The 22773-nt window shown below is 70.1% G+C and carries 19 protein-coding genes and 2 pseudogenes; 13 read left to right on the top strand and 8 right to left on the bottom strand.

Annotation, left to right across the window (positions count from 1 at the left end; translation table 11 throughout):
- Positions 1–56: 56 nt before the first annotated feature.
- On the bottom strand, positions 57–872 hold the full coding sequence (locus Amac_RS35150; protein ID WP_155358737.1) for a MerR family transcriptional regulator: 816 nt from the start codon (positions 870–872) through the stop codon (positions 57–59).
- A gap of 135 nt (positions 873–1007) precedes the next feature.
- On the opposite strand from Amac_RS35150, the gene Amac_RS35155 reads away from it, so the two are divergent.
- The 4 genes and pseudogenes from Amac_RS35155 to Amac_RS35170 all read left to right on the top strand — a co-directional run bounded on the left by Amac_RS35155 (position 1008) and on the right by Amac_RS35170 (position 3763).
- Positions 1008–1196: a hypothetical protein gene (locus Amac_RS35155; protein WP_155358738.1), complete on the top strand. Its 189-nt coding sequence runs from the start codon at positions 1008–1010 to the stop codon at positions 1194–1196.
- An 18-nt stretch (positions 1197–1214) separates the two neighbouring features.
- Positions 1215–2180 carry a cation diffusion facilitator family transporter gene (locus tag Amac_RS35160; RefSeq protein WP_155358739.1) on the top strand — a complete coding sequence of 322 codons (966 nt, stop codon included), beginning with the start codon at positions 1215–1217 and terminating at the stop codon, positions 2178–2180.
- Between the two features lie 64 nt (positions 2181–2244).
- A pseudogene (locus Amac_RS35165) lies at positions 2245–2610 on the top strand (dihydrodipicolinate synthase family protein); the annotation flags it as partial.
- A 175-nt stretch (positions 2611–2785) separates the two neighbouring features.
- The gene (locus tag Amac_RS35170) at positions 2786–3763 is read left to right on the top strand and encodes a malate dehydrogenase (protein WP_155358740.1); all 978 of its coding nucleotides are present in this window, start codon (positions 2786–2788) and stop codon (positions 3761–3763) included.
- An 84-nt stretch (positions 3764–3847) separates the two neighbouring features.
- On the opposite strand, the pseudogene Amac_RS58140 reads toward Amac_RS35170, so the two are convergent.
- From Amac_RS58140 to Amac_RS35195, 5 genes and pseudogenes are all read right to left on the bottom strand, one after another.
- Positions 3848–4330: pseudogene (locus Amac_RS58140) on the bottom strand (DUF998 domain-containing protein); the annotation flags it as partial.
- A 160-nt stretch (positions 4331–4490) separates the two neighbouring features.
- The gene (locus tag Amac_RS35180; protein WP_155358741.1) at positions 4491–6164 is read right to left on the bottom strand and encodes an alpha-amylase family protein; all 1674 of its coding nucleotides are present in this window, start codon (positions 6162–6164) and stop codon (positions 4491–4493) included.
- Between the two features lie 71 nt (positions 6165–6235).
- A complete protein-coding gene (locus Amac_RS35185; protein WP_155336120.1) occupies positions 6236–6439 on the bottom strand; it encodes a cold-shock protein in 204 nt (67 codons plus the stop codon).
- 237 nt (positions 6440–6676) lie between these two features.
- Positions 6677–7606: a phosphotransferase enzyme family protein gene (locus Amac_RS35190; protein ID WP_155358742.1), complete on the bottom strand. Its 930-nt coding sequence runs from the start codon at positions 7604–7606 to the stop codon at positions 6677–6679.
- Entirely contained in the window at positions 7603–9054 is a 1452-nt protein-coding gene (locus Amac_RS35195; protein ID WP_155358743.1) for a helix-turn-helix domain-containing protein, read from the bottom strand. Before Amac_RS35195 ends, Amac_RS35190 begins: the two co-directional genes overlap by 4 nt.
- A 304-nt stretch (positions 9055–9358) precedes the next feature.
- Here Amac_RS35195 and Amac_RS35200 point away from each other — a divergent pair, with 304 nt between their 5' ends.
- From Amac_RS35200 to Amac_RS35225, 6 genes are all read left to right on the top strand, one after another.
- Positions 9359–9649: a hypothetical protein gene (locus Amac_RS35200; protein ID WP_239162152.1), complete on the top strand. Its 291-nt coding sequence runs from the start codon at positions 9359–9361 to the stop codon at positions 9647–9649.
- 312 nt (positions 9650–9961) lie between these two features.
- Positions 9962–11326, top strand: a complete 1365-nt coding sequence (cysS, locus tag Amac_RS35205) for a cysteine--tRNA ligase (RefSeq protein WP_155358744.1) — start codon at positions 9962–9964, stop codon at positions 11324–11326.
- A 17-nt stretch (positions 11327–11343) separates the two neighbouring features.
- A complete protein-coding gene (locus Amac_RS35210) occupies positions 11344–12276 on the top strand; it encodes a nucleoside hydrolase (protein WP_155358745.1) in 933 nt (310 codons plus the stop codon).
- Positions 12277–12364: 88 nt separating this feature from the next.
- Complete coding sequence (locus Amac_RS35215; protein WP_155358746.1) at positions 12365–13909, top strand: circularly permuted type 2 ATP-grasp protein; 1545 nt, start codon at positions 12365–12367, stop codon at positions 13907–13909.
- Entirely contained in the window at positions 13906–14832 is a 927-nt protein-coding gene (locus Amac_RS35220; RefSeq protein WP_155358747.1) for an alpha-E domain-containing protein, read from the top strand. Before Amac_RS35215 ends, Amac_RS35220 begins: the two co-directional genes overlap by 4 nt.
- Complete coding sequence (locus Amac_RS35225) at positions 14829–15644, top strand: transglutaminase family protein (RefSeq protein WP_246268933.1); 816 nt, start codon at positions 14829–14831, stop codon at positions 15642–15644. Before Amac_RS35220 ends, Amac_RS35225 begins: the two co-directional genes overlap by 4 nt.
- Positions 15645–15813: 169 nt before the next feature.
- Here Amac_RS35225 and Amac_RS35230 read toward each other — a convergent pair whose 3' ends face one another.
- Positions 15814–16911: a glycosyltransferase family 4 protein gene (locus Amac_RS35230; protein ID WP_155358749.1), complete on the bottom strand. Its 1098-nt coding sequence runs from the start codon at positions 16909–16911 to the stop codon at positions 15814–15816.
- A gap of 53 nt (positions 16912–16964) precedes the next feature.
- Here Amac_RS35230 and Amac_RS35235 point away from each other — a divergent pair, with 53 nt between their 5' ends.
- The 3 genes from Amac_RS35235 (at position 16965) to Amac_RS35245 (ending at position 22277) form a co-directional block, all read left to right on the top strand.
- Positions 16965–17765 carry a PIG-L family deacetylase gene (locus Amac_RS35235; protein ID WP_246268934.1) on the top strand — a complete coding sequence of 267 codons (801 nt, stop codon included), beginning with the start codon at positions 16965–16967 and terminating at the stop codon, positions 17763–17765.
- A gap of 8 nt (positions 17766–17773) precedes the next feature.
- Positions 17774–18832, top strand: a complete 1059-nt coding sequence (locus tag Amac_RS35240) for a lysylphosphatidylglycerol synthase transmembrane domain-containing protein (RefSeq protein ID WP_155358750.1) — start codon at positions 17774–17776, stop codon at positions 18830–18832.
- A gap of 103 nt (positions 18833–18935) precedes the next feature.
- On the top strand, positions 18936–22277 hold the full coding sequence (locus Amac_RS35245; protein ID WP_155358751.1) for an ATP-binding protein: 3342 nt from the start codon (positions 18936–18938) through the stop codon (positions 22275–22277).
- On the opposite strand, the gene Amac_RS35250 is transcribed toward Amac_RS35245, so the two are convergent.
- Positions 22267–22749 carry a hypothetical protein gene (locus Amac_RS35250; protein ID WP_155358752.1) on the bottom strand — a complete coding sequence of 161 codons (483 nt, stop codon included), beginning with the start codon at positions 22747–22749 and terminating at the stop codon, positions 22267–22269. The two genes, Amac_RS35245 and Amac_RS35250, sit on opposite strands and share 11 nt — an antisense overlap.
- Positions 22750–22773 lie beyond the last annotated feature (24 nt).

The raw sequence follows: 22773 nt of genomic DNA on the forward strand, positions 1-22773 counted from the left end.
GGAGCCCGAGGGGAAGCAAAGGGATGGGTGGGTGGGAGATCGCGCGCGAGCAATTTTCAGGCCGGGAGGATGGCTTCCTGGAGTTCGGTTACCCAGGTGGAGGGGTCGCCCATGCCGTACTCCAGGTAGACCTCGCGGGTGAAGCCGACGCTGCGGTAGCCGTTCTCTTCGATCCAGCGGGCCAGTTGCTGGACGGAGGAGTCGACGTCGTCCATGGGGCCGTGGTGGAGGAGGGTGGCGACCTTGTCGATGGCTGGGAGGTCGACGATGGTGAAATCGTGGGTGTCGCTTGGGTCTACGTTGACCGGGACGCTGGCGTGGACGCGGACTCCCTCGGGGACCAGCTCGTAGTAGGCGATTCCAGGGCCGGTGAGGGTGATTCCGGCTTTCTCCAGGCGGCTCATCAGCTCGGGGTAAAGGGGCTGGATCACCGGGCTGATGTGTTCGAATTCATAGCTTTCCGCCACGCCGGAGAGTTCGGCGACGCGGATGGCGGGGACGCTCTTGACGACGATGTCGGCGGGCATGACGCCCTCCCTTTCGATCGTTCGGATCCTCGCCAGGACACCGGCCAGCCGGGCCCGATCCCGGACCACCTGGGCTTCCAGCTCGGCCTGCCGCAGCCGCAGCATGCCGTGCAGCTCATCCACGCTGAGCTTGTCATCGAGCACACCCGCGACCTGCTGCAACGTGAACCCGAGGTCCTTGAGCGCGATCAGCCGGTTGAGCCGCGACAGCTGGGCGGCCTGGTAGTAGCGGTAGCCGGTGGCCGGATCGACCCAAGCGGGTCGTAGCAACCCCACCGTGTCGTAGTGCCGCAACATGCGTATCGACACGCGGCCGATTCTGGCGAAATCTCCGATGCTGAACATAACGCCCCCAGGTCTAGACCCTCACACAATGTCAGAGTCAAACCCCAAGCCCGACCCGGACGGCGCACCCTGACTTATCCCTGAGGTTGCGGTCCAGGACGCGCTTCTTGGGCGTACGCGTCGTACCGTGAAGGCATGGGACGCATTCTTATGATCGCCGCGCTGGTCGTGGTGGGCTTCTTCGTCATCGGCTGGCTGATCGGCTTCGTGGTCAGCATGCTCAAGTGGGTTCTGATCATCGGCGTGCTCGCGCTCGTCGCCATGGGCGTCATGCGCCTGACCAGGTCGGGAGGGTCCAAGACCAACCATTCCGACTACTCATAGGTTTCGTATATTCGTCACATGAGCGGTGACGCACACGGACACGGTCATGGGCACGCTCTCACCAGGGAAGCAGACGGACGTTACCTGACCGGGGCCCTGCTCCTGATCGTCGCGTTCATGGTCGGCGAGGTGATCGCCGGCCTCATCGCTCACTCGCTGGCGTTGATCTCCGACGCCGGCCACATGCTCACCGACGCGGCGGCCATTGTGGTGGCCCTGATCGCGATGCGGATCGCCGCCCGGCCCCCGCAGGGCGGCTTCACCTACGGCCTGAGACGCGCCGAGATCATCAGCGCCCAGGCCAACGGCATCACGCTCCTGCTGCTCACGGCCTACTTCACCTACGAGGGCATCCGCCGCCTGATCACCCCGCCCGAGGTCGAGGGCGGGCTCGTAGTCGTCATCGGCCTGGCCGGGATCGTCGTCAACCTGGCCGCCACCTGGCTGATCAGCCGCGCCAACCGGACCAGCCTGAACATCGAGGGCGCCTTCCAGCACGTCCTCAACGACCTGTACGCGTTCATCGCCACCACGATCGCCGGCGTCGTCATCCTGCTCACGGGCTGGTCCCAGGCGGACGCGCTGGCCGCCCTGGTGGTGGCCGCGCTGATGCTGAAAGCCGGCTGGGGTCTGGTACGCGACTCCGGCCGCGTCTTCATGGAGGCCGCCCCGGCGGGAATGAACCCGAACGAGATCGGCGGCCGGATGGCGGCGCTCGGCTCGGTGGTCGAGGTGCACGACCTGCACGTCTGGGAGGTCACCTCCGGTTACGCCGCGCTGTCGGCGCACGTCCTGGTGGACCCGTCCGCCGACTGCCACGCCATCCGCCTGGCCACCGAGCACCTCCTGCACGACACGTACGGCATCGAGCACACCACCCTCCAGGTCGACCACGCCACCCCCGAACTCCTGCGGATCGGCGACCCGGACTCGCACTGCCACGCCCCCCACGGCCCTGCCCACAAACCAGGAAGCATCGCTTAACTCTCAGCGAACCAGATCTAACTGGACCTACACCATCCGGTTCTCCCAGAGTCGTCGTATGACGATGCTCGTGGCGATGGTGACGCCCTTCCACACTGACGGTTCACTCGACGCCGAAGGTGCCCAGACCCTCGCGACGTACCTGATCGAAAACCAGGCCTGCGACGGCCTGGTGCTCAACGGCACCACCGGCGAGGCGCCGACGACCTCGGACGAGGAGAAGGAGACCCTGATCCGCGCGGTCGCCGAAGCGGTCGGCGGCCGGGCGACGATCATCGCGGGGGCGGGCAGCTTCGACACCCGCCACGCCGTCGAGCTGGCCAGAACCGCCGAGAAGGCGGGCGCCGAGGGCCTGCTGGTGGTGACGCCCTATTACAGCCGCCCCACCCAGGAAGGCATCCGCTACCACATCACCACGATCGTCTCCGCGATCACGACCAAGGCCCCCGGCACCGTCGCCGTCAAAGCCCTGCTCAACGACCGCGGCCTCCCCGCGGGCCCCGTGCGCCTCCCGCTCGTCCCCGCCGACACCGACCTCCTGAACCACCTCAGACAAGCATGCGAGTAGGCTCCGGAGGACATACTTTTCGCCAAAGGGGATCGTCATGACCGTCAAAGTGACCGTCACCGGCGCGGCCGGGCAGATCGGTTACGCCCTGCTCTTCCGCATCGCTTCGGGGCAACTGCTGGGGGCCGAAACCCCTGTCTCACTGAGCCTGCTGGAGATCACTCCGGCACTCAAGGCGGCCGAGGGCACCGCGATGGAGCTCGACGACTGCGCGTTCCCGCTGCTGCAGGGCATCGAGATCACCGACGACCCGAACGTCGCCTTCGACGGCGCTAGCGTGGCGCTCCTGGTGGGCGCCCGGCCGCGGACGGCCGGGATGGAGCGCGGCGACCTGCTGTCGGCCAACGGCGGCATCTTCGGCCCGCAGGGCAGGGCCATCAACGACCACGCCGCGGACGACGTCCGGGTGCTCGTGGTGGGCAACCCGGCCAACACCAACGCGCTGATCGCCCGCAGCCACGCGCCGGACGTCCCGGCCGACCGGTTCACCGCGATGACCAGGCTCGACCACAACCGGGCGCTCTCCCAGCTGGCCGCCAAGCTCCAGGTCCCGGTGACCGAGATCAAGAAGCTGACCATCTGGGGCAACCACTCCCCCACCATGTACCCCGACCTCTACCACACCGAGGTGGGCGGCAAGATCGCCGCCGAGCAGGTGGACGGGGAGTGGCTGCGGGACACGTTCATCCCGACGGTCGCCAAGCGCGGCGCCGCCATCATCGAGGCGCGCGGCGCGTCCAGCGCGGCCTCGGCCGCCAATGCCGCGATCGACCACGTGCACACCTGGGTGCACGGCACGCCCCCCGGCGACTGGACCTCCGCCGCCGTCGTCTCCGACGGCTCGTACGGCGTGCCCGAAGGCCTCATCTCCTCCTTCCCGGTGACCTCCACCGGCGGCCACTGGGAGATCGTCCAGGGCCTGGCCATCGACGCCTTCTCCCGCGAGCGCATCGACCTGTCGGTCCGCGAGTTGCTGGACGAGCGCGACGCGGTCCAGGCGCTGGGTCTCATCTAGCCTTTCCAGCCGGTACGCGTGCCCGGCGGCCACCAGCAGCGCGGCGACCTCCGACAGGACGGTCACCCGCTGGGTCAGCCCGCCGGGCACCAGGCCGGGGTCAAGCCCGAGCATCCTGATCGCGTACGGCACGACCACCATCACCAGCGAGCCGATCGCCACGTAGCTGAGCACCCGGATCACTCGTGACCCGGTCCGCCTGGCGATCAGCAGCCCCGCCGCAGGCATGGCGATGAACGCGACCAGCGCCGCATACCGGTGCACACCCCCGGCCAGCGACAACGACAACCCCGGGCGGTCGGTCGGGAACGCGCCCACCATCAGCAGGCATCCGGACCACACCCCGACCAGCAGCGCCGCCCTGCGGTCCAGCCGCGCCAGCCCGATCGCCAGCACCGCAGAACCGACGGCCAGCGCGGTCAGCGCGACCGGCAGCAGCCAGCCATGCGCCGCCCAGGCGTATTCGCTGATCATGTCCCGCAACGGGTTCAACCCGGACACCGCATGCAGGACCGCCATGGCGGCCACGCCAACCGAAGTGATCAAGAATCCGAACACCATTCCCATGACATCGACTGTCCTGGGAAGCGTCCTTCACCCCCATCGGAGATCGGCCCCACCAACCCCTGATAGCCCCCTTATCCCGCCCTAGGCCGATAGTTCGGTATGCATCGGGGTTGGGGTGGGGTGGGCACCTATCGGCCCAGGTCAGCGCCTAAGGGACCCGTCAGGGTGACGTCGAATCCGCGGGCGCCGTTTCCGGAGCCGAGGCACGGAACCAGCGGCAACCATAGGGTTCCAGGTCGAATCTGGCCAAGCCCTTGTCGGAGATCTCGATCGTCCCATCCAGCAGCAGATCGGTGAGCACCTTGCCGGAGTCCAGCCCGTCCAGGGTGAGCTCGATGTCGATCTTCCGGTCGGCGAAGTTGTGCACCGCCAGGACGGTTCCGCCGTCGATGTCGGCCCGATGGGCCAGCACGGCGGTGTCCCCCGCGTCGAGCACGGCGTAGTCGCCCCAGGCGAGTTCGGGGCATTCCCGGTACTGCTCGATCAGCCGGGTGATCCAGATCAGCAGCGAGCCGGGGTCGCGCCGCTGGGCGCTGACGTTGACCCGCTTCGGGCCGTACGCGCCGGAAGTGATCGGGATCGCGGGTTCGGCGGTGGAGAAGCCGCCGTGCAGGTTCGGGGTCCACTGCATGGGTGTGCGCACCGAGGATCGGCCCTCGATGGCGAGGTTCTCGCCCATGCCGATCTCCTCGCCGTAGAAGAGCACGGGGGTGCCCGGCAGCGAGAACAGCAGGCTGTAGGCGAGCCGGACGCGCCGCTGGTCGCCGGCCAGCATCGTGGGCAGCCGCCGCCGGATCCCCCGGTCGAAGATCCGCATGTCCTGGTCGGGGGCGAAGACCTCGAAGACCTCCTCGCGCTCCTTTTCGGACAGCTTGTCCAGGGTGAGTTCGTCATGATTTCTGACAAAAATCGCCCACTGGCTGTCCCTGGGCGGCTTCGGCCGGTCTCGCAACGAGGCGGCCAGGGGCCGGGCGTCCTGGCGGGCCAGGGCCAGATACATGCGCTGCATGCCGATGAAGTCGAAGCACACGGTGATCTCGTTGCCCAGCAGCGTGTTGCCAAAATAGGTCAATATCTCGGCATAGGGGAGGTTGACCTCGCCGAGAAGGATCGCGCCACCGTCCCGGCGGTTCATGAACGCCCGTAACTCGGCGAAGTAGTCGTGCGGGTCGGGGAGCGTGTCACTGTCCACCACCCGCTCCACCACGAACGGCACCGCATCCACCCGGAACCCGGAAAGTCCGAGTTCCATCCAGAATCCGAGGATTTTTGCGATTTCATTGCGAACGTCCGGGTTGGCGGTGTTTAGGTCTGGCTGAAATTTGTAGAAACGATGGAAGTAGTATTGGCCGCTTCCCTCGTCCAGCTCCCACAGGCTGTCCTCCTGATCGGGAAAGACCACGCCCTTCGGATCGTCGGGTTCCGGCCGATCCGACCAGATGTACCAGTCCCGATGCCGGGAGTCCCGGCTGGCGCGCGCGTCCTGGAACCAGGGATGCCGGTCGGAGGTGTGATTGACGACCAGGTCGGCGATAACTCGAATGCCCCGATCCCGGGCAACCCGCACGAACTCCACGAAATCCCCCAGCGTGCCCAGCCGGGGATCGACGCTGTAGAAGTCGACGATGTCGTACCCATCGTCCTGGTCAGGGGTGGGAAAGAACGGCATCAGCCAGACGCAGGTGACGCCGAGCCGGTCCAGATGATCGATGCGCTGGATCGCCCCCTGGAAGTCACCGATCCCGTCGCCGTCGCCGTCCGCGTAGGTCTCGATGTCCAGGCAGTAGACGATCGCGTTCTTCCACCACAGTTCAGAGGTCTGGCTCAGCCGCATGACCGCGGCACCTACCCGGAAAACAACAACCCGCACCACAGATGTGATGCGGGTTGCTGTCTCGAACAGGCTTAGAGCGGCGTTACGTTCTCGGCCTGGGGGCCCTTCTGGCCCTGAACGGTCTGGAAGCTGACGCGCTGGTTCTCGTCGAGGCTGCGGTAACCACTCGACGTGATCGCCGAGTAGTGCACGAACACGTCAGGGGTACCGTCGTCCGGAGCGATAAACCCAAAGCCCTTTTCGGCGTTGAACCACTTGACCGTGCCTTCAGACAACTGCTTCTCCTTTTACGGGAGCCTCACCGTGCCACCAGGTCGGGGACACGGGGCTGCTTAGCGGACCCTACCCTGCATCCGCGCAATACGCTGGAGAAGCAAGCACGCCCGCTGTCGGAACATTCCATCGGGAAGGTCCCGAGGCGCTTTTTTACAAACACCACTGCAACACGAGCAGCCTACCCGCCCTCGGCCGGATGTCCAAACAGGGCCCCTCCCCGCAGCTCAGACCCCCTGTCAGCTGAGGGTCGGGGCCGCCATGTACCACCGCGCCTCGCCGTCACCCCGAGTCAAGGAGTCAAGTCGCCGGGGCAACTCCTGCCGGGAGAACGGGTCGCCGGTCGCGTTCCTAATGTGGACGCCCACCGCGTACATGTCCCTGATCTCCATCAGGGTGCCGAAGTCCGGCCACTCCCGCAGGTCCGAGCCGTACGCGTGGGCGAACGCGTCCACCTCGCCCGGGGTCAGGCCGAACCGGCGCTGCCCGTGGTAGGTGTGCACCAGGTCCCACTCGCGGGGGCCGACCGCGACGCCGTCCCAGTCGCAGAGCACCGCCTGGCCGTCCCGGCAGCGCAGCAGGTTGTCGATCCAGGCATCCCCGTGCAGGAGGACCGGAGGGCCCGACTCCAGGCTCTGCCAGCGGTCGGTGAGGCTGGAGATCCGGTCGCCGAGCCAGGCCCGCTGGTACGGCGTGAGGACTTCGGCCCGGTGCTCGACCGCGTGCCGCACCTCCGCGAGCGGATCGGTGAGGCGGCGCAGGTTGATCGGCGGGACCGGTTCGCGGTGCAGGTTGCGCAGGACCCGCCCGAGCTCCAGGGTGGTCGGGCGGCCGTTGGAGCGGACGTAGCGCCAGAAGGTGACGGCGCGCCCGCCGTACACGATGGGCTGGCCGGGGATCTCGTCCACCGGGCGCACCGTGGGGAAGCCCCGGTCGGCGAGCCAGCGGGCGACGGCGAGCACCACCGGGAGGCGGGTGAGCGCGTCGGGGGCGGTCGCGATCCGGACCACCATCTCGCTTCTGAGCTTGAACACCGCGTTGCTGCGCAGCCGCATCAGCCGGGCGCCCTCGGCCTCGACGCCGATCTGCCCGCAGACCGCGCGCAGCACTCCGAAGGCCTCTTCGGCCAGGGGTTTCCCGGTGAAGGGATGCGCGATGGTGTGGTTCATATGGCTAGCCGGAGGGAGGACTCCGACAGGACTTGGTTGAGGTGCCGGACCGACGGCAGCCGGGGGTCGGCGTCGGCCAGCAGCGCCCTGGCCCGGGTGACGACGATCGAGGTGCGGTGCTCGGCCGGGACCTGGCCGAGCGCCTGGGCGGCCAGCCGGCAGGCCTCGTCGTGGTCGCCGTGCCGGGCCAGGTGGGTGGCCTGGTCGAGCAGGATCAGGGCGGGGTCGATGGTCTGGAAACCGGTCTGGATGTCGCCGCCGAGCGATTCCAGGCCCTGCACCTGGGATTCGTCGCCGAGCTCCAGCAGGGTGCCGGTGCGGTAGAAGGTCATGCGCTTCTCGGTGAAGACGAAGGCCAGGTCGTCCTGGCTCATGCCGCGCATCCGGGCGAAGATCTGCTCGGCCTCGGCCAGCGCGATCCTGGCCGCCTTGCGGTCGCCCATCCGGGCCAGCGCGCGCGCCTCGGCGGCGGCGGCCAGCGCGGCCGGGGAGCTGGGCGCGGAGCCGGCCAGCATCCTGGCCTCGCGGGCCAGCCGGACGGTCTCGGTGAGGTCGCCGTAGTAGTAGGGCAACATCGTCTGGTTGGCCCGGACGAGGGCGCGCAGGCGCAGGTCGCCGATGTCGTCGGAGGCGGTGCGGGCGGTGCCGTACCAGGCGTGGGCCTGGCGGGTGTCGCCGAGTTTCATCAGCGCGTCGGCGGTCAGCAGGGAGAGCATGGTGGTGGCGGTGAGCAGGCGGCGCTGCACGCTGGCCAGCTGCCGGGCCCCGGCCAGCTTGCGCACGTCGGCGAGTTCCAGCATCACCCGGCAGAGCATCGGCATCGGCGGGGTGGTCATGTACTCCCGGCGGTAGCGGAGCACCTGCTCGTCCAGGCGGTCGAGCTGGTCCTCGGTGACGCTGCCGGTGGCGAGGGACCGATCCACATCGTGGCGGGTGCCCTCCACCTCGGCGAAGAAACGTCCGTTCGGGGTGCCCGCGAGCATCGCCTGGTGGAACAGGGCGCGCCGGTCGGTGTCGTCGTCGGCGAGGTCCTCCACGTGCACGCCGTCGTCGCTGGAGCCGTTGGCGACCACGACCACCTTCTGGCCGCCGCCGCCCGGGTCGTCGCAGTAGTCGGCGGCTAAGCCGAGCCGGACCGCGTTGGCCTTGTACAGCCGGGCCAGCAGGTCGATGGTCTGCGGCCGGGGGCGGGCCCGGTTGTTCTCCCAGGCGTTCAGCAGGTCGATGCTGGCCCGGGGCAGGCCGAGCGCCTGCTGCTCGCAGAGGAACTCCAGCTCCTCGATCGCCTGGCGGGCCGACCAGCCGCGCCCGAGGCGATGGGCCTTCAGCATGCTGACGCCGCAGCAGCCGTGGATCGCCTGGACCGTCTGCCACAGTGTCCACTGCCGGGCTTCCGCCTGCTCGCGCCAGCGGCGCGCGCACGCTGGAGAGTGTTCTCCTCGGGCCATGGTGCCTGCCCTTCCACTACTGGATACGGGGCGTCAGGGTTGAACGGTTGGGGGTCGGGCCGTACCCCAGTCTGCCCGGGAACCACCCTGTTCGGCTATTACGGATATTTCCCACAGGTTAACCGGCACGCACCCAACCGCCAGTACCGTTATGCGTTCGTGCCCCCAGAACCGTGTCTGTTCCACGGAATACCGCAGAGTTCCCTGGTTATTGCACGTATACGTCGAATGGGTCGGATTGCCGGTAGGTCATCCCGGGTTCACCCTTTCCGGTGAAAGGTCCCAACATCCCCGGGAGACCACGATGGCCATGAAGGCAGATCGCAGCGAGGCGATGGACCACCTTGAGCGGCTGGCCGCCCAGTTGGAGGCGCACTCGTTCCAGGTGCGCCTGACGGCGCCGGCCGGCCTCTACCCGCGGTTGCGGGTGGTCAACCCGATGGCCCCCACGGTGGCCGAGGACGTGCTCGCGTCCAACGCCAACGACGGCGAGTGGTGGTACTGGCTGTCCTGGGCGGGCCGCATCGGCCACGCCTCCGACGTCGTCACCGCCGCCGAGCGCATCGCGAGCGTGCTCCACGTCATCCGCCGCTAGCCCATCCCGCTGCTAGCTCCGCCACCCAGCCGGTACGGCTCGCGCCACGCGATCCATGCGACCCGCGTGCCCCCATTCCACCCACACCGGGACGCGGGCCGTACCTTGGGGTGTTAGCAGAGCGTTAGCCGCGGTAGCTGCGGTGTTAGCGGAACAACGGCAGGATGTCTACCATGGAAGCGGGATCCCGGGGTGGTTCCGGCCTATTAATTGCCGTTTGACGTGTCTCACAATCAGGCATTCGTGATGTGCAGCCCTCACCTCGTCGAATCCTATCGACAGCGACGGGAATGGTCGCTTACCCTCGGGTAGGTGGGTCTCCGCCTTTACGATACTTTCAGTCGCTCGGTCCGCGATTTCTCCCCCCGAATTCCGGGAAAGGTCTCGCTTTATCTGTGCGGTCCCACCGTGGTCGTCCCGCCGCATGTCGGCCAGATCAGGTCGCAGGTGAATTTCGATATTCTGCACCGCTGGCTGAGGCACCTGGAATATGAGGTCATATTCTGCAGGAATGTCACCGACATCGAGGACAAGATCATCAGTAGGTCGCTCAGCGAGGGCGTGCACTGGTGGCGGATCACCGATCCGGTGTACCGCTCGTTCCGCAGCACGTACGAGGCTCTCGGCTGCCTTCCGCCCAGCGTGGAGCCCCGGGCCACCGGGCACATCCCGGAGATGATCGAGCTCGTCGAGCAGTTGCTCGGGGCCGGGAACGCGTACGAGGCGGACGGCGACGTGTATTTCTCGGTGAGTTCCTTTCCGGCGTACGGCGCGCTGTCCGGGCAACGCCACGACCAAATGCGCGGCACCGAGGAGAACAGCCACGGAAAACGCGATCCACGCGATTTCGCATTATGGAAGAGAGCCCGCCCCGGCGAGCCGATCTGGACCGCGCCGTGGGGTGAAGGCCGCCCCGGATGGCATCTCGAATGTTCCGCGATGGCCCGCAAGTATCTCGGCCACGAATTCGACATCCACGGCGGCGGCGCCAATCTGATTTTCCCGCACCACGAAAACGAGATCGCCCAGTCCCGGGCCGCCGGAGATGAGTTCGCGCGTTTCTGGATTCACAACGGACCGGTCACCCACCGGGGCGAGAAGATTCGCAAAGTCGTGAAGAATCCGATGGCCGTGCACACGTTACTCCGGCGCATCAGGCCGGTCGAACTCCGCTATTACCTGGCGGCCGCGCACTACCGTTCGCCGATGGAGTTCTCGGTGGCCGCGGTGGAGGAGGCGGCCACCGCCTACCGGCGGGTCGAGCGGTTCGTGGACCGGGTCGCCGAGCGCCCCGCCGACCGGCTTCCGGCCCAGTTCAGCGAGGCAATGGGGAACGACCTAAACGTGCCGCAGGCGCTGTCGCGGGTGCACGCGGCGGTGAACGAGGGAAACGCCGCCCTCGATTCCGGCGACCCGAAACTGGCCGCCGAAAAATGCGGCGAGGTGCGCGCGATGCTGGAAATCCTGGGGCTTGATCCGCTGGCCGGGAACTGGGCCAGAGAAACCCGGCTCCAGGAGGTCGCGGGGGCGGTGCTGCACGTGGTCAGGAATCTCGCCGACGCGAGCGCGGCACAAGGCGAGGTGGAGCGGGCGCACGCCATGCATCGGCAGATCGACACCGCCTTGATCGACGGCGCTCTCATCGATCGCCGGGTGAATCACCGGCTGCGGGTCTGACTACTAAGCTCCAATCCGTGGCACCAAAAAAGATCGTTATCGATTGTGATCCGGGGATTGACGACGCGCTGGCGATCGCGCTGGCGCACGGCAGCCCCGCGCTGGAGATCGTGGGCATCACCACCGTCGGCGGGAACGTCTCGCTGGAGCGCACCACCGACAACGCGCTCCGGCTGCGGGAGTTCCTGGGCTTTCCCGAAGTGCCGGTGACCCCGGGCGCGGCCGGGGCCATGCTGCGCAGCGCGATCGAGGCGGCGCATGTGCACGGCACCGGCGGGCTGGGCGGCGCGGTGCTGCCCGAGGCCACGCTGCCGGTGGCGCCCGGGCACGCCAGCGACTACATCATCGAGACGCTGCGCGCCCACCCGGGCGAGATCACCCTGGTCGCCATCGGGCCGCTCACCAACATCGCGCTGGCCGTGCTCAAGGAGCCGCGGGTGGTCGACTGGGTGCGGGAGTTCGCCATCCTGGGCGGGACGTACACCCGGGGGAACCGCACCCCGGCCGCCGAGTTCAACATCGCCGCCGACCCGGAGGCGGCCGCGATCGTGTTCCGGGCCGGGTGGACGGTCACCCAGATCGGCCTGGACGTGAGCACCACCGCGCAGGCCACCGAGGCCGTGGTGAAGCGCATGCGCGCGCTCGGCCGCCTCGGCGAGGACCTGCTGGTCCCGTGCGCGACCTTCTACGGCATGGTCAGCGCCAGCGAAGGGCCGGCCATCCACGACGCGTGCGCGCTCGCCTACCTGGCCGACCCGAGCCTGATCGAGTTCGAACCCGCCTGGGTCGAGGTGGAGACGGCCGGCCGGTTCACTTCGGGGATGACGGTGATCGATTTCGCGCTGGGCGACCGTGTGGCCAACGCGCAGGTGGGGACGTCCATCCAGGTGGACCGGTTCTGGGAGCTCGCGTTGTCGGCGTACGAGCGGGTGAGCTTGCGCCTCCCGTGAGGATGAGCCGCAATCTCCGTGGCGGAACGACCAATGCCCGAAACAATCCCGGAGTTTGCGCGAAACATCCGTTTCCTACCCTCCGGTCATGGCGGACATATTCGACTCATATGCCCTGGCCGATGCATGGGACGAGATGTTCGAGCGTCCGGGCGTGCCCCGGGCGCCCTACCAGGGGCTGTTCGCGGCCCTGCAACCGCTCGGAGCCGACGAGCTGCGATTCCGGGCCGACCAATTAGCCCGCGTCTTCACCGATCGAGGGGTCACCTTCGACTACGCGGGCGAAGAGCGCCCGTTCCCGCTCGACCTGATCCCCCGCGTCATCGACGCGGCCGAGTGGGACCTGATCGCCCGCGCGGTCCGGCAGCGGGTGCGCACCCTGGAGGCCTTCCTCGCCGACGTGTACGGCGGCCGCCAGGTCTTCCACGACGGCATCGTGCCCTGGCGGCTGCTCCACTCCTCCCCGCACTTCCACCGCGTGGCCGACGGCATCCGCCCGGCCAACGGCGTCCGGGTGCACATCGCCGGAATCGACATCATCCGCGATGAGGCGGGCGACTTCCGGGTGCTGGAGGACAACGTCCGCACTCCCTCGGGAGTGAGCTATGTGCTGGAGAACCGGCTGGCCATGATGCGGACGCTGCCCGCCCTGTTCGCGGGGCCTGGACGGGACGGCGTCGGAGCCGAGCAGCGGGTGCGGCCGGTGGACGACTACCCGCCGCGCCTGCTGGCGGCCCTGCGCAAGGCCGCCCCCGGCAGCGTGACCGACCCGACCGTGGTGGTGCTCACCCCCGGCGTCTACAACGCCGCCTACTTCGAGCACGCGCTGCTGGCCCGGCTGATGGGCGTCGAACTGGTCGAGGGCCGGGATCTGGTCTGCGAGAACAATCGCGCGTACATGATCACCACGCACGGCAAGCGCCCGGTGCACGTCATCTACCGGCGGGTGGACGACGACTTCCTGGACCCGCTGCACTTCCGGGCCGACTCCACGCTCGGCTGCCCCGGCCTGCTCAACGCGGCCAGGGCGGGCACGGTCACGATCGCCAACGCGGTCGGCAACGGCGTCGCCGACGACAAGCTCCTCTACACCTACGTGCCGGACCTGATGAAGTACTACCTCGGCGAGCAGCCGCTGATCGGCAACGTCGAGTCGCACCGGCTGGCCGACGCCGACACCCTCGAATGGGCGCTTGAGCACCTGGACACGCTGGTGCTCAAGCCGGTGGACGGCGCGGGCGGCAAGGGCATCGTGATCGGGCCGCGGGCCGACGAGCAGACCCTGGCCGCGCTGGCCGAGGCGGTGCGCGCCGACCCGCGCGGCTGGATCGCGCAGCGCCCGGTGGCGCTGTCCACCTCGCCCGCGCTCATCGGCGACCTGCCCCGGCCGCGCCACATCGACCTGCGCCCGTTCGCGGTCAACGACGGCGACGACGTCTGGCTGCTGCCCGGGGGTCTCACCCGGGTGGCGCTCCCGGAAGGAGAACTGGTGGTCAACTCCAGCCAGGGCGGCGGCTCCAAGGACACCTGGGTGCTGTCGGAGCCCGGCCCCCGCCCGGCCCCGCCGGAACCCACCCCCGCCCAAGTGCACTGGGAGCCCACCAGGAACGCCGCCTGGGACGGCCAGCAATGACCCGCGAGCTGCTCAGCCGGATCGCCGAGACCCTCTACTGGATCGGCAGGTACGTCGAGCGCTCCGACGACATCGCCCGCCTGCTGGACGTCTCCCTGCACCGCGCGCTGGTCGGCCAGGAGGACTGGGCCACCGTCTTCGCCACCCTCGGCCACCAGGGCGCCGAGTCCCCCACCACCGAGACCATGGTCCAGCGCCTGGCCTACGACTCCGACACCCCCGGCTCGATCGCCGGCTGCGTGCGCGCCGCCAGGGAGAACGCCCGCGGGGTACGGGAGATCGTCTCCAGCGAGGTGTGGGAGTGCCTCAACGTCACCTGGAACCAGCTGCCGCTCCGCCAGGTCGGCGCGGAACGCCTCGGCCCGCACGGCTACCTCCGCTACGTACGCGAACGAGCCGCGCTCTTCTTCGGCCTGGCCGACGCCACCATGAGCCGCGACGACGGCTGGCGCTTCATCGTGCTGGGCCGCAGCCTGGAACGGGTGGACATGCTCGCCCGCCTGCTGACCGTGCACCACGAACCCGGCCACACCGGGAACGTACGGCTGCTGCTGGAGGCCTGCGGCGCGGACGAGTCGTTCACCCGGACCCATCGCGGCGACGCCCGCCGGGTGCTGGAGTTCCTGCTGCTGGACCGGCTGTTCCCGCGCTCGGTCATGCACGCGCTGGCCACCGCCGAACAGTGCCTGGCCGAGCTGACCCCCGACCACGACCGGGCCGGCATGTCCGACACCGCCCGCGCCGCCATCGGCCGGGTCCGGATGACCCTGGAGTACGCCGACGTGGCCGACCTGGACGACCAGCTGCCCGAGCTGCTCACCGCCCTCCAGGCGGTCTGCGTGATCGCGTCCGAGGCGATCACCGACCGGTTCTTCCAGCACGTGGCGTGGGGAGGCGCGACATGGCAGACGGCTGGCGTGTGAGGATCAGGCACCTCACCCTGCTGGAGTACGAGGGCGAGGCGCAGTCCTCCTACAACGAGGTCAGGATGACGCCGCTGGACGACCGCGGCCAGACCACCCTGGACCAGCGGCTGACCATCCGCCCGACTACGCCGGTCTGGACCTACCGCGATTACTGGGGCACCCAGGTGAGCGTCTTCGACGTGCCGAACGGGCACCGCGCGCTGACCATCGAGGCGGTGAGCCGGGTGGAGACGGCGGGACCGCGCCCGCTGGGCAAGCCGCTGAGCTGGGCGGCGCTGCGGGCGGCGGACGGGCCGGTCGCCGAGTACCTGCGCCCCACCGAGCGGACCACGATCACCCCCGGCGTCGGGCTGGCGCAGGTGCCCGGCCGCGACCCGCACGAGGCGGCCGAGGCGATCGCCTGGGCGGTGCACGAGCGGGTGGCCTACGTGCCAGGCTCCACCGGGGTGCTGACCAGCGCGCAGGAGGCCTGGGACCGGCGCGAGGGCGTCTGCCAGGACATGGCCCACGTCACCGTGGCGCTGCTGCGCGAGGCCGGGCTGCCCGCCAAGTACGTCTCCGGCTACCTGCACCCGCACCGGAACGCGGCCATCGGCGAGCCGGTGCTCGGGCAGAGCCACGCGTGGGTGGAGTACTGGGCCGGGGACTGGGTCGCGCTTGATCCAACAAATCAGTCAAAAGTGGGCGAATCACACGTGGTGGTAGCGCGCGGGAGAGATTACGCTGACGTACCCCCTTTGAAAGGTATTTACCAAGGACCACCTGCGGGAAGACAAGTAGTGAAGGTCGAAGTGACCCGCCTGGCGTGATCTTGGCGCAATTATGGGAAAGCTGAGACCAAACGATGAGAGGAGCGCCTCTGTGAAAAGGGTCCAGATCGTTCAGCGGCCTCGGCCTCCACGCCGTCCCGTCCCCATCGACCTGCGCACCCCGTCCGGACGGATACTTCCGTTCTAAGCGCCTGAACTCCCTGTTGAATCACGACTTGCCGCCCCGAGCCAGCGCGTAGCACCGGTCGAATCCCTCCAGCACGGCCGGCCACGAGCAGCGCACCGGCGCGGTCTCCCGGTTGTGCTCCGCGATCGAGGTGCGCAGCTGCGGATCCCTGGCCAGCCTGGCCACCGAGCCGACCAGCTCATCGAAACTTCTGCCGAGCAGCCCCTCCTTGCCCGGCCTGACGAAATCGGCGACCCCGCTCTGGGCCCGGGCCACCACCGGCACTCCGGCCGCCCGGGCCTCCAGCGCGGCCAGCCCGAACGACTCGCGCGGCGCGGGCGCCACGAACACGTCGGCCACGGCCAGCAGGTCGCGGATCTGGTCGCGGGTGTAGCGGCCCGGCATGTGCACCCAGTCCATGCCGTGCGCCCGCAGGTAACGTTCCATCGATCCCCGAGCCGGGCCGTCCCCGACGATGGTGGCCCGCATCGCCACCTCGGCGGGCACCCGCGCCCGGGTGGCCGCCAGCAGCTTCAGCAGCCGGACCGGCTGCTTGCGCGGCGCCAGCCGCCCCACCGCGACGATGTGCACGGGATCGCCGGACGGCACCGGACCCGACGGACCCCAGCCGGAGAGGTCCAGGCCGTTGGAGACCACGTGCACCGGCACCCGGGGGCCCGCGACCGCCCGGATCGGCCGGGCGGCGGCCTCGCTCACGGCGGTCGCCACCAGACCCCAGCGGTGCCAGTCCCCCAGCGCCCGCAGCGCCCGGTAGAGGCCCTGGGTGACCGGATCCCACATGCTGTGCACGGTGACCACGGTCGGCAGCCCGGCCCGGTGCGCGGCCCGCGCGCCCATCCAGGCGAACGGCGAGACCGCACCGGTGTGCACGTGCACCACATCAGGACGGGAGGCCGTCATCAGCCGGATCAGATGCCCGGTCCCGCGCGGATGGACCGGCAGGTCGAACGGCATCCGGGCAACCAGCCTGCGCACCCCCGGCAAGGGCTCCCCCGGCGTCGCGGTGGCCACCACCACCTCGTGGCCGGCCTCCCGCTGGCTCCTGATCAGGTCCGCCACCTGCACCTCGATCCCGCCCAACCGGGGAAGGTAACAGTCGCTCACATGAAGGATCCGCACCGAGCCAGACTGACACATCAAAGCGGGTGGAGGGACATGGGATCATTGGATGCGTGCAGACCGCCGTGTTCTTTCACGCTCACCCCGACGACGAGGCGCTGCTGACGGCCGGGACGATGGCGATGCTGGCCGCCGAAGGGCACCGGGTGGTGCTGGTGGTGGCCACGGCGGGGGAGCGCGGGCTGGCCGATATGCCGCACGGGGACGAGCTCGGCGCGGCCCGGATGAACGAGCTGTACGCATCGGCCGCCCGGCTCGGCTGCGCCCGGGTGGTACGGCTCGGGTACGGCGACAGCGGGCTCGGCGCCGACGGCGGAATGGCCGAGGACCGGCCGGACAACGCGTTCATCGACGCCGACCTGGAGGAGGCCGCCCAGCGGCTGGCCGCCATCCTCAAGGAGGAGACGGCCGAACTGCTCACCATCTACGACCCGGCCGGGGGCTACGGCCACCCCGACCACGTGATGGTGCACCGGGTCGGCGCCCGGGCGGCAGAGATCGCCGGGACGCCCATCCTGCTGGAGGCCACGGTCAACCGCGACCCGCTGCTGAAGGGCATCCGGCTGGCCGCCCGCTTCTACCCCAAGCTCGACGTGCGCGCCTTCGAGAGCGCGTATTCCGCGGGTTCCGACATCACCCACCGCATCAACGTGCGCAAACACGCGAAGGCCAAGCGGGCCGCGATGTCCGCGCACGCGACCCAGGCCACCGGCGGCGACGGGGACCGTACGCTGGGGGCGATGCTGAGAATCCCCGCCCCGATCTTCCGCTACGTGTTCGGCACCGAGTGGTACGTGCGGCGCGGCCTCCCGCCGGGAACCCGGCTGAGACATCCGTTCGACCAGCCGAGCTGAGGGGGAACGTGAACAAGTGGCTGCGGGTGGCCCTGTCGGCCGCCTCGCTCGGCCTGGCCGTGACCTTGATCGTGTTCCTGCCGCGCATCGTCGGCGGGCTGACCGGCAAGCACGTGTCGTGGACCGAGATCGGCGCCCTGTTCGGGCGGCTCGACTGGGGCACGGTGCTGCTGATGGCGGCCGTCTGGCTGGCCAGCCTGATCGCCTACAGCCACGTGCTGACCAGCTCGCTGCCCGGCCTCAGCCACGCCCAGGGGCTGACCTTGAACGCGGCGGGCAGCGCGGTCAGCAACCTGCTGCCGTTCGGCGGCGCGGCGGGGGTGGCGCTCACCTTCGCGATGACCAAGGGCTGGGGCTTCCCGGTTCGCTCGGTGGTGGTGCTGACGCTGGTGAGCGGCATCTGGAACACGCTGTTCCGGTTCATCCTGCCGGCGGTCGGGATCCTCGCCCTGGTCGCCTCGGGGCAGGCGATGAGTCCCGCCGTGTCCCGCGCGGGCTGGGTCGGCGGCGTCTCGATCCTGGCGCTGGTCACGGTCGTCGCGGCGGCGCTGTACTGGGACCGGGCGGCCGCGGTTCTCGGCCGGGCCCTGGACACGATGATCAAGCTGCTCCCGCATCGCTTCCGCCCGGCGGAACACGCCGCTTCTGAAGCGTTGAACCGGCTCAGGGCCGACACCGCCGGGGTGGTCCACACTCGGTGGGCGGGGCTTTCGGCCGGAATGGTGTTGTTCCTCGGCTTGCAATGGTTGATCATGGTGCTCTGCCTGCAGGCCACCGGCTCTTATCCAGGACTGGCCCAGTCGATCGCCGTCTTCGCGCTCAGCCGGGTGCTGACCACCGCGTTGATCACGCCGTCCGGTGCCGGGATCATGGAGGGCGGGGTGGCCGCGCTTCTGATCACCTTTGGCCAGCCAGCGGGCGGGGCCACTGCGGCGGCGCTGCTGTTCGGGTTCTGGACGTACACAATCGAGATCCCGTGGGGGGGTCTGGCGCTCGGCGGCTGGGCGATACTCCGTAAGCGGGGTAACAGCCTGCCGACTGAGGCGGAGCGCGCCCCGACAATGTGATCTTGCGGGACAATGACCCGATCACAGTTGGAGATAGTGAGGATGTCGGCCATGTCTAGAAGCTTGTGCACAGTTTGGCGGCGCGCATAGCGTGGCGGCTGACATGAGCAAGGTGGTCTTCCGGGTCCTGGGACCGGTCGAAGCGTACGGCGCCGACAACGAGAGCGAGAGTGAGCTCGACCTCGGCGGCCTGCGGCAGCGGGCCGTGCTGGCGCGGCTTCTGGTCGCCCGCGGGCAGGTCGTGCCGGTGGACACGCTGATCTTCGACCTGTGGGCGGACGACGCCGCCAAGGGCGCGCAGTCGGGCCTGCAGGTGTACATCTCGCGGCTGCGCCGGGTGCTGGAGCCCAACCGGCCGCGCGGCGGCCCCAACCGGCTGCTGGTCACGGTCGCCTCCGGCTACGCGCTGCGGGCCGCCCCCGAGCAGGTGGACGCGCTCCGGTTCGAGGCCACCGTGCGGGCCGCCGGGGAACGCCTGGACGAGAACCCGCAGACGGCCAGGGCCCGGCTGGAGTCCGCGCTGGGGCTGTGGCAGGGCACGCCGTACTCCGACTTCGCCGACCAGTCGTGGGCCGAGGCCGAGGTGACCCGGCTCAACGAGCTGCGCCTGGTGGCGCGGGAGCGGCACGCCGACGCGGGGCTGCGGCTCGGGCTGCACGCCGAGACCGTGCCCGACCTGGAGGCGCTGACCACCGAGAACCCGCTCCGCGAGGAGGGCTGGCGGCTGCTCGCGCTGGGCCTGTACCGGTGCGGGCGGCAGGGTGACGCGCTGGCCGCGCTGCGCAAGGCGCGCAACATCCTCGCCGACGAGCTGGGCATCGACCCGGGCCCGGCGCTGCGCAAGATGGAGTCCGACATCCTGGCCCAGGACTCGGGCCTGGAGCTGACGGCCGCGCCGCGCCGCCTGGAGAGCACGGCCAGCTGGCCGCCCCGCCCGGTCGAGGTCGGCTCGGTGCCGCCGCTGGAGCCGGAGCCGTTCGTCGGCCGGGACGCCGAGCTCACCACGCTGGCCGCCGCCGCGCCTCGGGCCAAGTCGGGACGGCTCACCATCGCCGTCATCGGCGGCGACGCGGGCGCCGGCAAGACCATGCTGCTGCGCCAGCTCACCGGGCAGCTGGAGAGCCACGGCTGGATCGCGGCCGGCGGCGCCTGCCCCGACAGCCCGGCCACCCCGCCCGGCTGGGCCTGGGTGGAGGTGCTGCGCACGCTGATCGCCCGCCGCGGCGCGGGTGAGTACGGCGCGCTGCTCGCCCCCCTGCTGGACGACCACGCCCCCGACACCGGCGACGACGAGGCCTCCGGCGGGTTCCGGCTGCACCGCGCGGTCGGCGGCTTCCTGTCCGGCGTGGCCCGCGAGGCCCCGCTGCTGATCACCCTGGAAGACCTGCACTGGGCCGACGACCAGACGCTGGCCCTGCTGCGCGCGCTGCCCAGCCTGCTCGCCGCCAGCCGGGTGCTGCTGGTGGTGACGTGCAGGGACAACGAGCTCAACGACCCGCAGCAGGACGTGCTGGCCGCGCTGGCCCGGCTCGGCCCGGTCCGGGTGGAGCTGGACGGCCTGTCCCCCGCGGACACGGCCGCGCTGGTGCGCGCCACCAGCGCGGGCGACGTGGAGGACGAGGTGGTCGCCGCGATCGTGGAGCGGACCGGCGGCAACCCGTTCTTCGTCATCGAGACGGTGCGGCTGCTGGCGGCCGAGCAGGACATCTCCGAGGTGCCGTCCGGGGTGCGCGACGTGCTGCGGCGGCGGATCGCCCGGCTGCCGGAGAAGGCCCAGCAGATCCTGCTGCAGGCCGCCGTCATCGGCCGGGACGTGGACGTGGACGTGCTGGTGGACATCTCCGGCGACGAGGACCTGGTGGTGGACGCGGTCGAGGCCGCGCTGCTGGCCGGTCTGGTCACCGAACCAGGCCCGGGGCGGCTCCGGTTCGACCACGGCCTGGTCCGCGACACCCTCTACTCCGACGCGTCCCGGCTGCGCCGCTCCCGGCTGCACGCCGCGGTGGCCTCGGTCATCGAGAAGCGCAACCCGGGCGACGTGGCCGCGCTGGCCCACCACTACGACCTGGCCGGCACCGCCGAGACCGCGGCCAAGGCCGTCAGGTACGCGGGCCTGGCCGCCGAGCAGGCCTCCTCCCGGTTCGCGCACCGGGAGGCGGCGTCCCAGTGGGAACGCTCGATCGCGGCCTTCGACCGGGCCGGCGGCAGCCCGGGCAAGGAGCGGCTGGAGCTGCAGCTGCGGCTGATCCGGGCGCTGGCGCTCTGCGGCGACATGGCCGCCGCCCGGGCGCACCGGCGGGACGCGATGGACGTGGCGCTGCCGCTGGGCGACCTGGAGATGACGGCCCGGGTGGCCGCCGCTCTCGCGGTGCCGCACAAGGGCATCGCCCGCGACTTCACCAGGACCGCCTGGGAGATCGTCGACGTCACCGAGAAGGCACTGCTGGAACTCCCAGCGGGCGAGGGCGAGCAGTCGCTGCGCGCCAGCCTGCTGGCCACGCTCGCGCTGGAGCTGGAGGGCTCGGCCACCCCCCGGGGCGGACAGGCGTCGCTGGAGGCCGAGGAGCTGGCCAGGGCGAGCGGCGACCCCGAGCTGCTGGCGATGGCGCTGAGCGGGCGGCTGCGGCAGTCGTACACGATGGCGCAGGTCGACGAGCGCGAGGACATCGGCAGGGAGCTGCTGCGCGTCGGCGCGGAGTCGGGGCAGATCGCGGTGCAGACGCTGGCCCACCTGGTGCTGCTGGAGTGCGCGGCGGCCCGCGGCGACTTCGCCGAGGCGGACCGGCAGCTGGCCAGGGCCGAGCGGCTCGGCCAGCAGTACGACCTGTCCGCGCCGGCCGCCGTCGGGGCCTGGTACGCGGGCCAGCGCCTCATGATCTCCGGAGACTACCCGGGCGCCGAGCGCGCCTACCGGAACGCGGCCCGGCTGACCGCCCGAGCCGGGATGCTGGAGGGCCGCCAGGACCTGCCGCTGATCGCCACCTTCTGCCTGCACCTGGTGCAGGGGCAGGCCGCCGACATGGTGGACGCGCTGGAGGAGGCGCACCAGCGGGGCGCCAAGTGGACCCTGGACGCGTACGCGGTGACGCTGGCCTCGGCCGGGCATCTGCGGGACGCGCAGGTGATCGCCGCCACCCGGGAACCCGTCCGGGGCGACTTCCTTTACGAGCTGGCGATGATCTGGCGGGCGCTGGCCGGGCTGCTGCTCGACGACGCCGACCGGATGCGGGAGGCGTACGCGGCGTTGAAGCCGTTCAACGACCGGATCGCGGGGGCGGGCACGGGGGTCGTGGCGCTGTGGCCGGTGGCCAGGACGCTCGGGGATCTGGCCGTCAAGCTGGGCTTACCTGAGGCGACCGAGCACTACCAGAAGTCGCTGGCGGTGGCGCGGCGGGTGGGCGTGCCCCGGTGGGTGACCGAGGCGGAGCGGGCGCTCAGCAGCTGACCTCGAACTTCTCGCTGCGGTAGGTGTCGCCTTCGACGGCGAGCACGGCCCGGTACCAGCCGGGGTTGGCCACCACGCGCGGGTCCCAGCGCAGGGTCCTGGCGTCCCCGGCGAAACCGCCCGAGGTGACCAGGTAGCTCTGCCAGGCGCGCTCGCCGGTGCTCCAGCGCTGGAGCGTCCAGCCGTAGCTGACGCCGCCGGGGGCGGGCGGGACCACGCTCTGCACCCGGTAGGAGCGGTCGCAGCCGGTGCCGGCGTCGAGCGCGGCGACCGAGACGATGCCGACGGCGGGCGCGGCGGCGACCTCGGCGGGGACCGTGCGCGCCGACAGCGTGATCGACCGTTCTGGCGTGACGTGGGCGATTCCCACGCCCACGTACGCGCCGATGGCCGCGAGCGTGGCCAGGAACAATCTGACGGCCGTGCCGGTGCCCCCGGCCAGAACCGGCATGATCTCGCCATGTGTATTCATGATCTTCCCTCCAGCTACGCTCAC

It is taken from the genome of Acrocarpospora macrocephala (assembly GCF_009687865.1).
Classification (GTDB): domain Bacteria; phylum Actinomycetota; class Actinomycetes; order Streptosporangiales; family Streptosporangiaceae; genus Acrocarpospora; species Acrocarpospora macrocephala.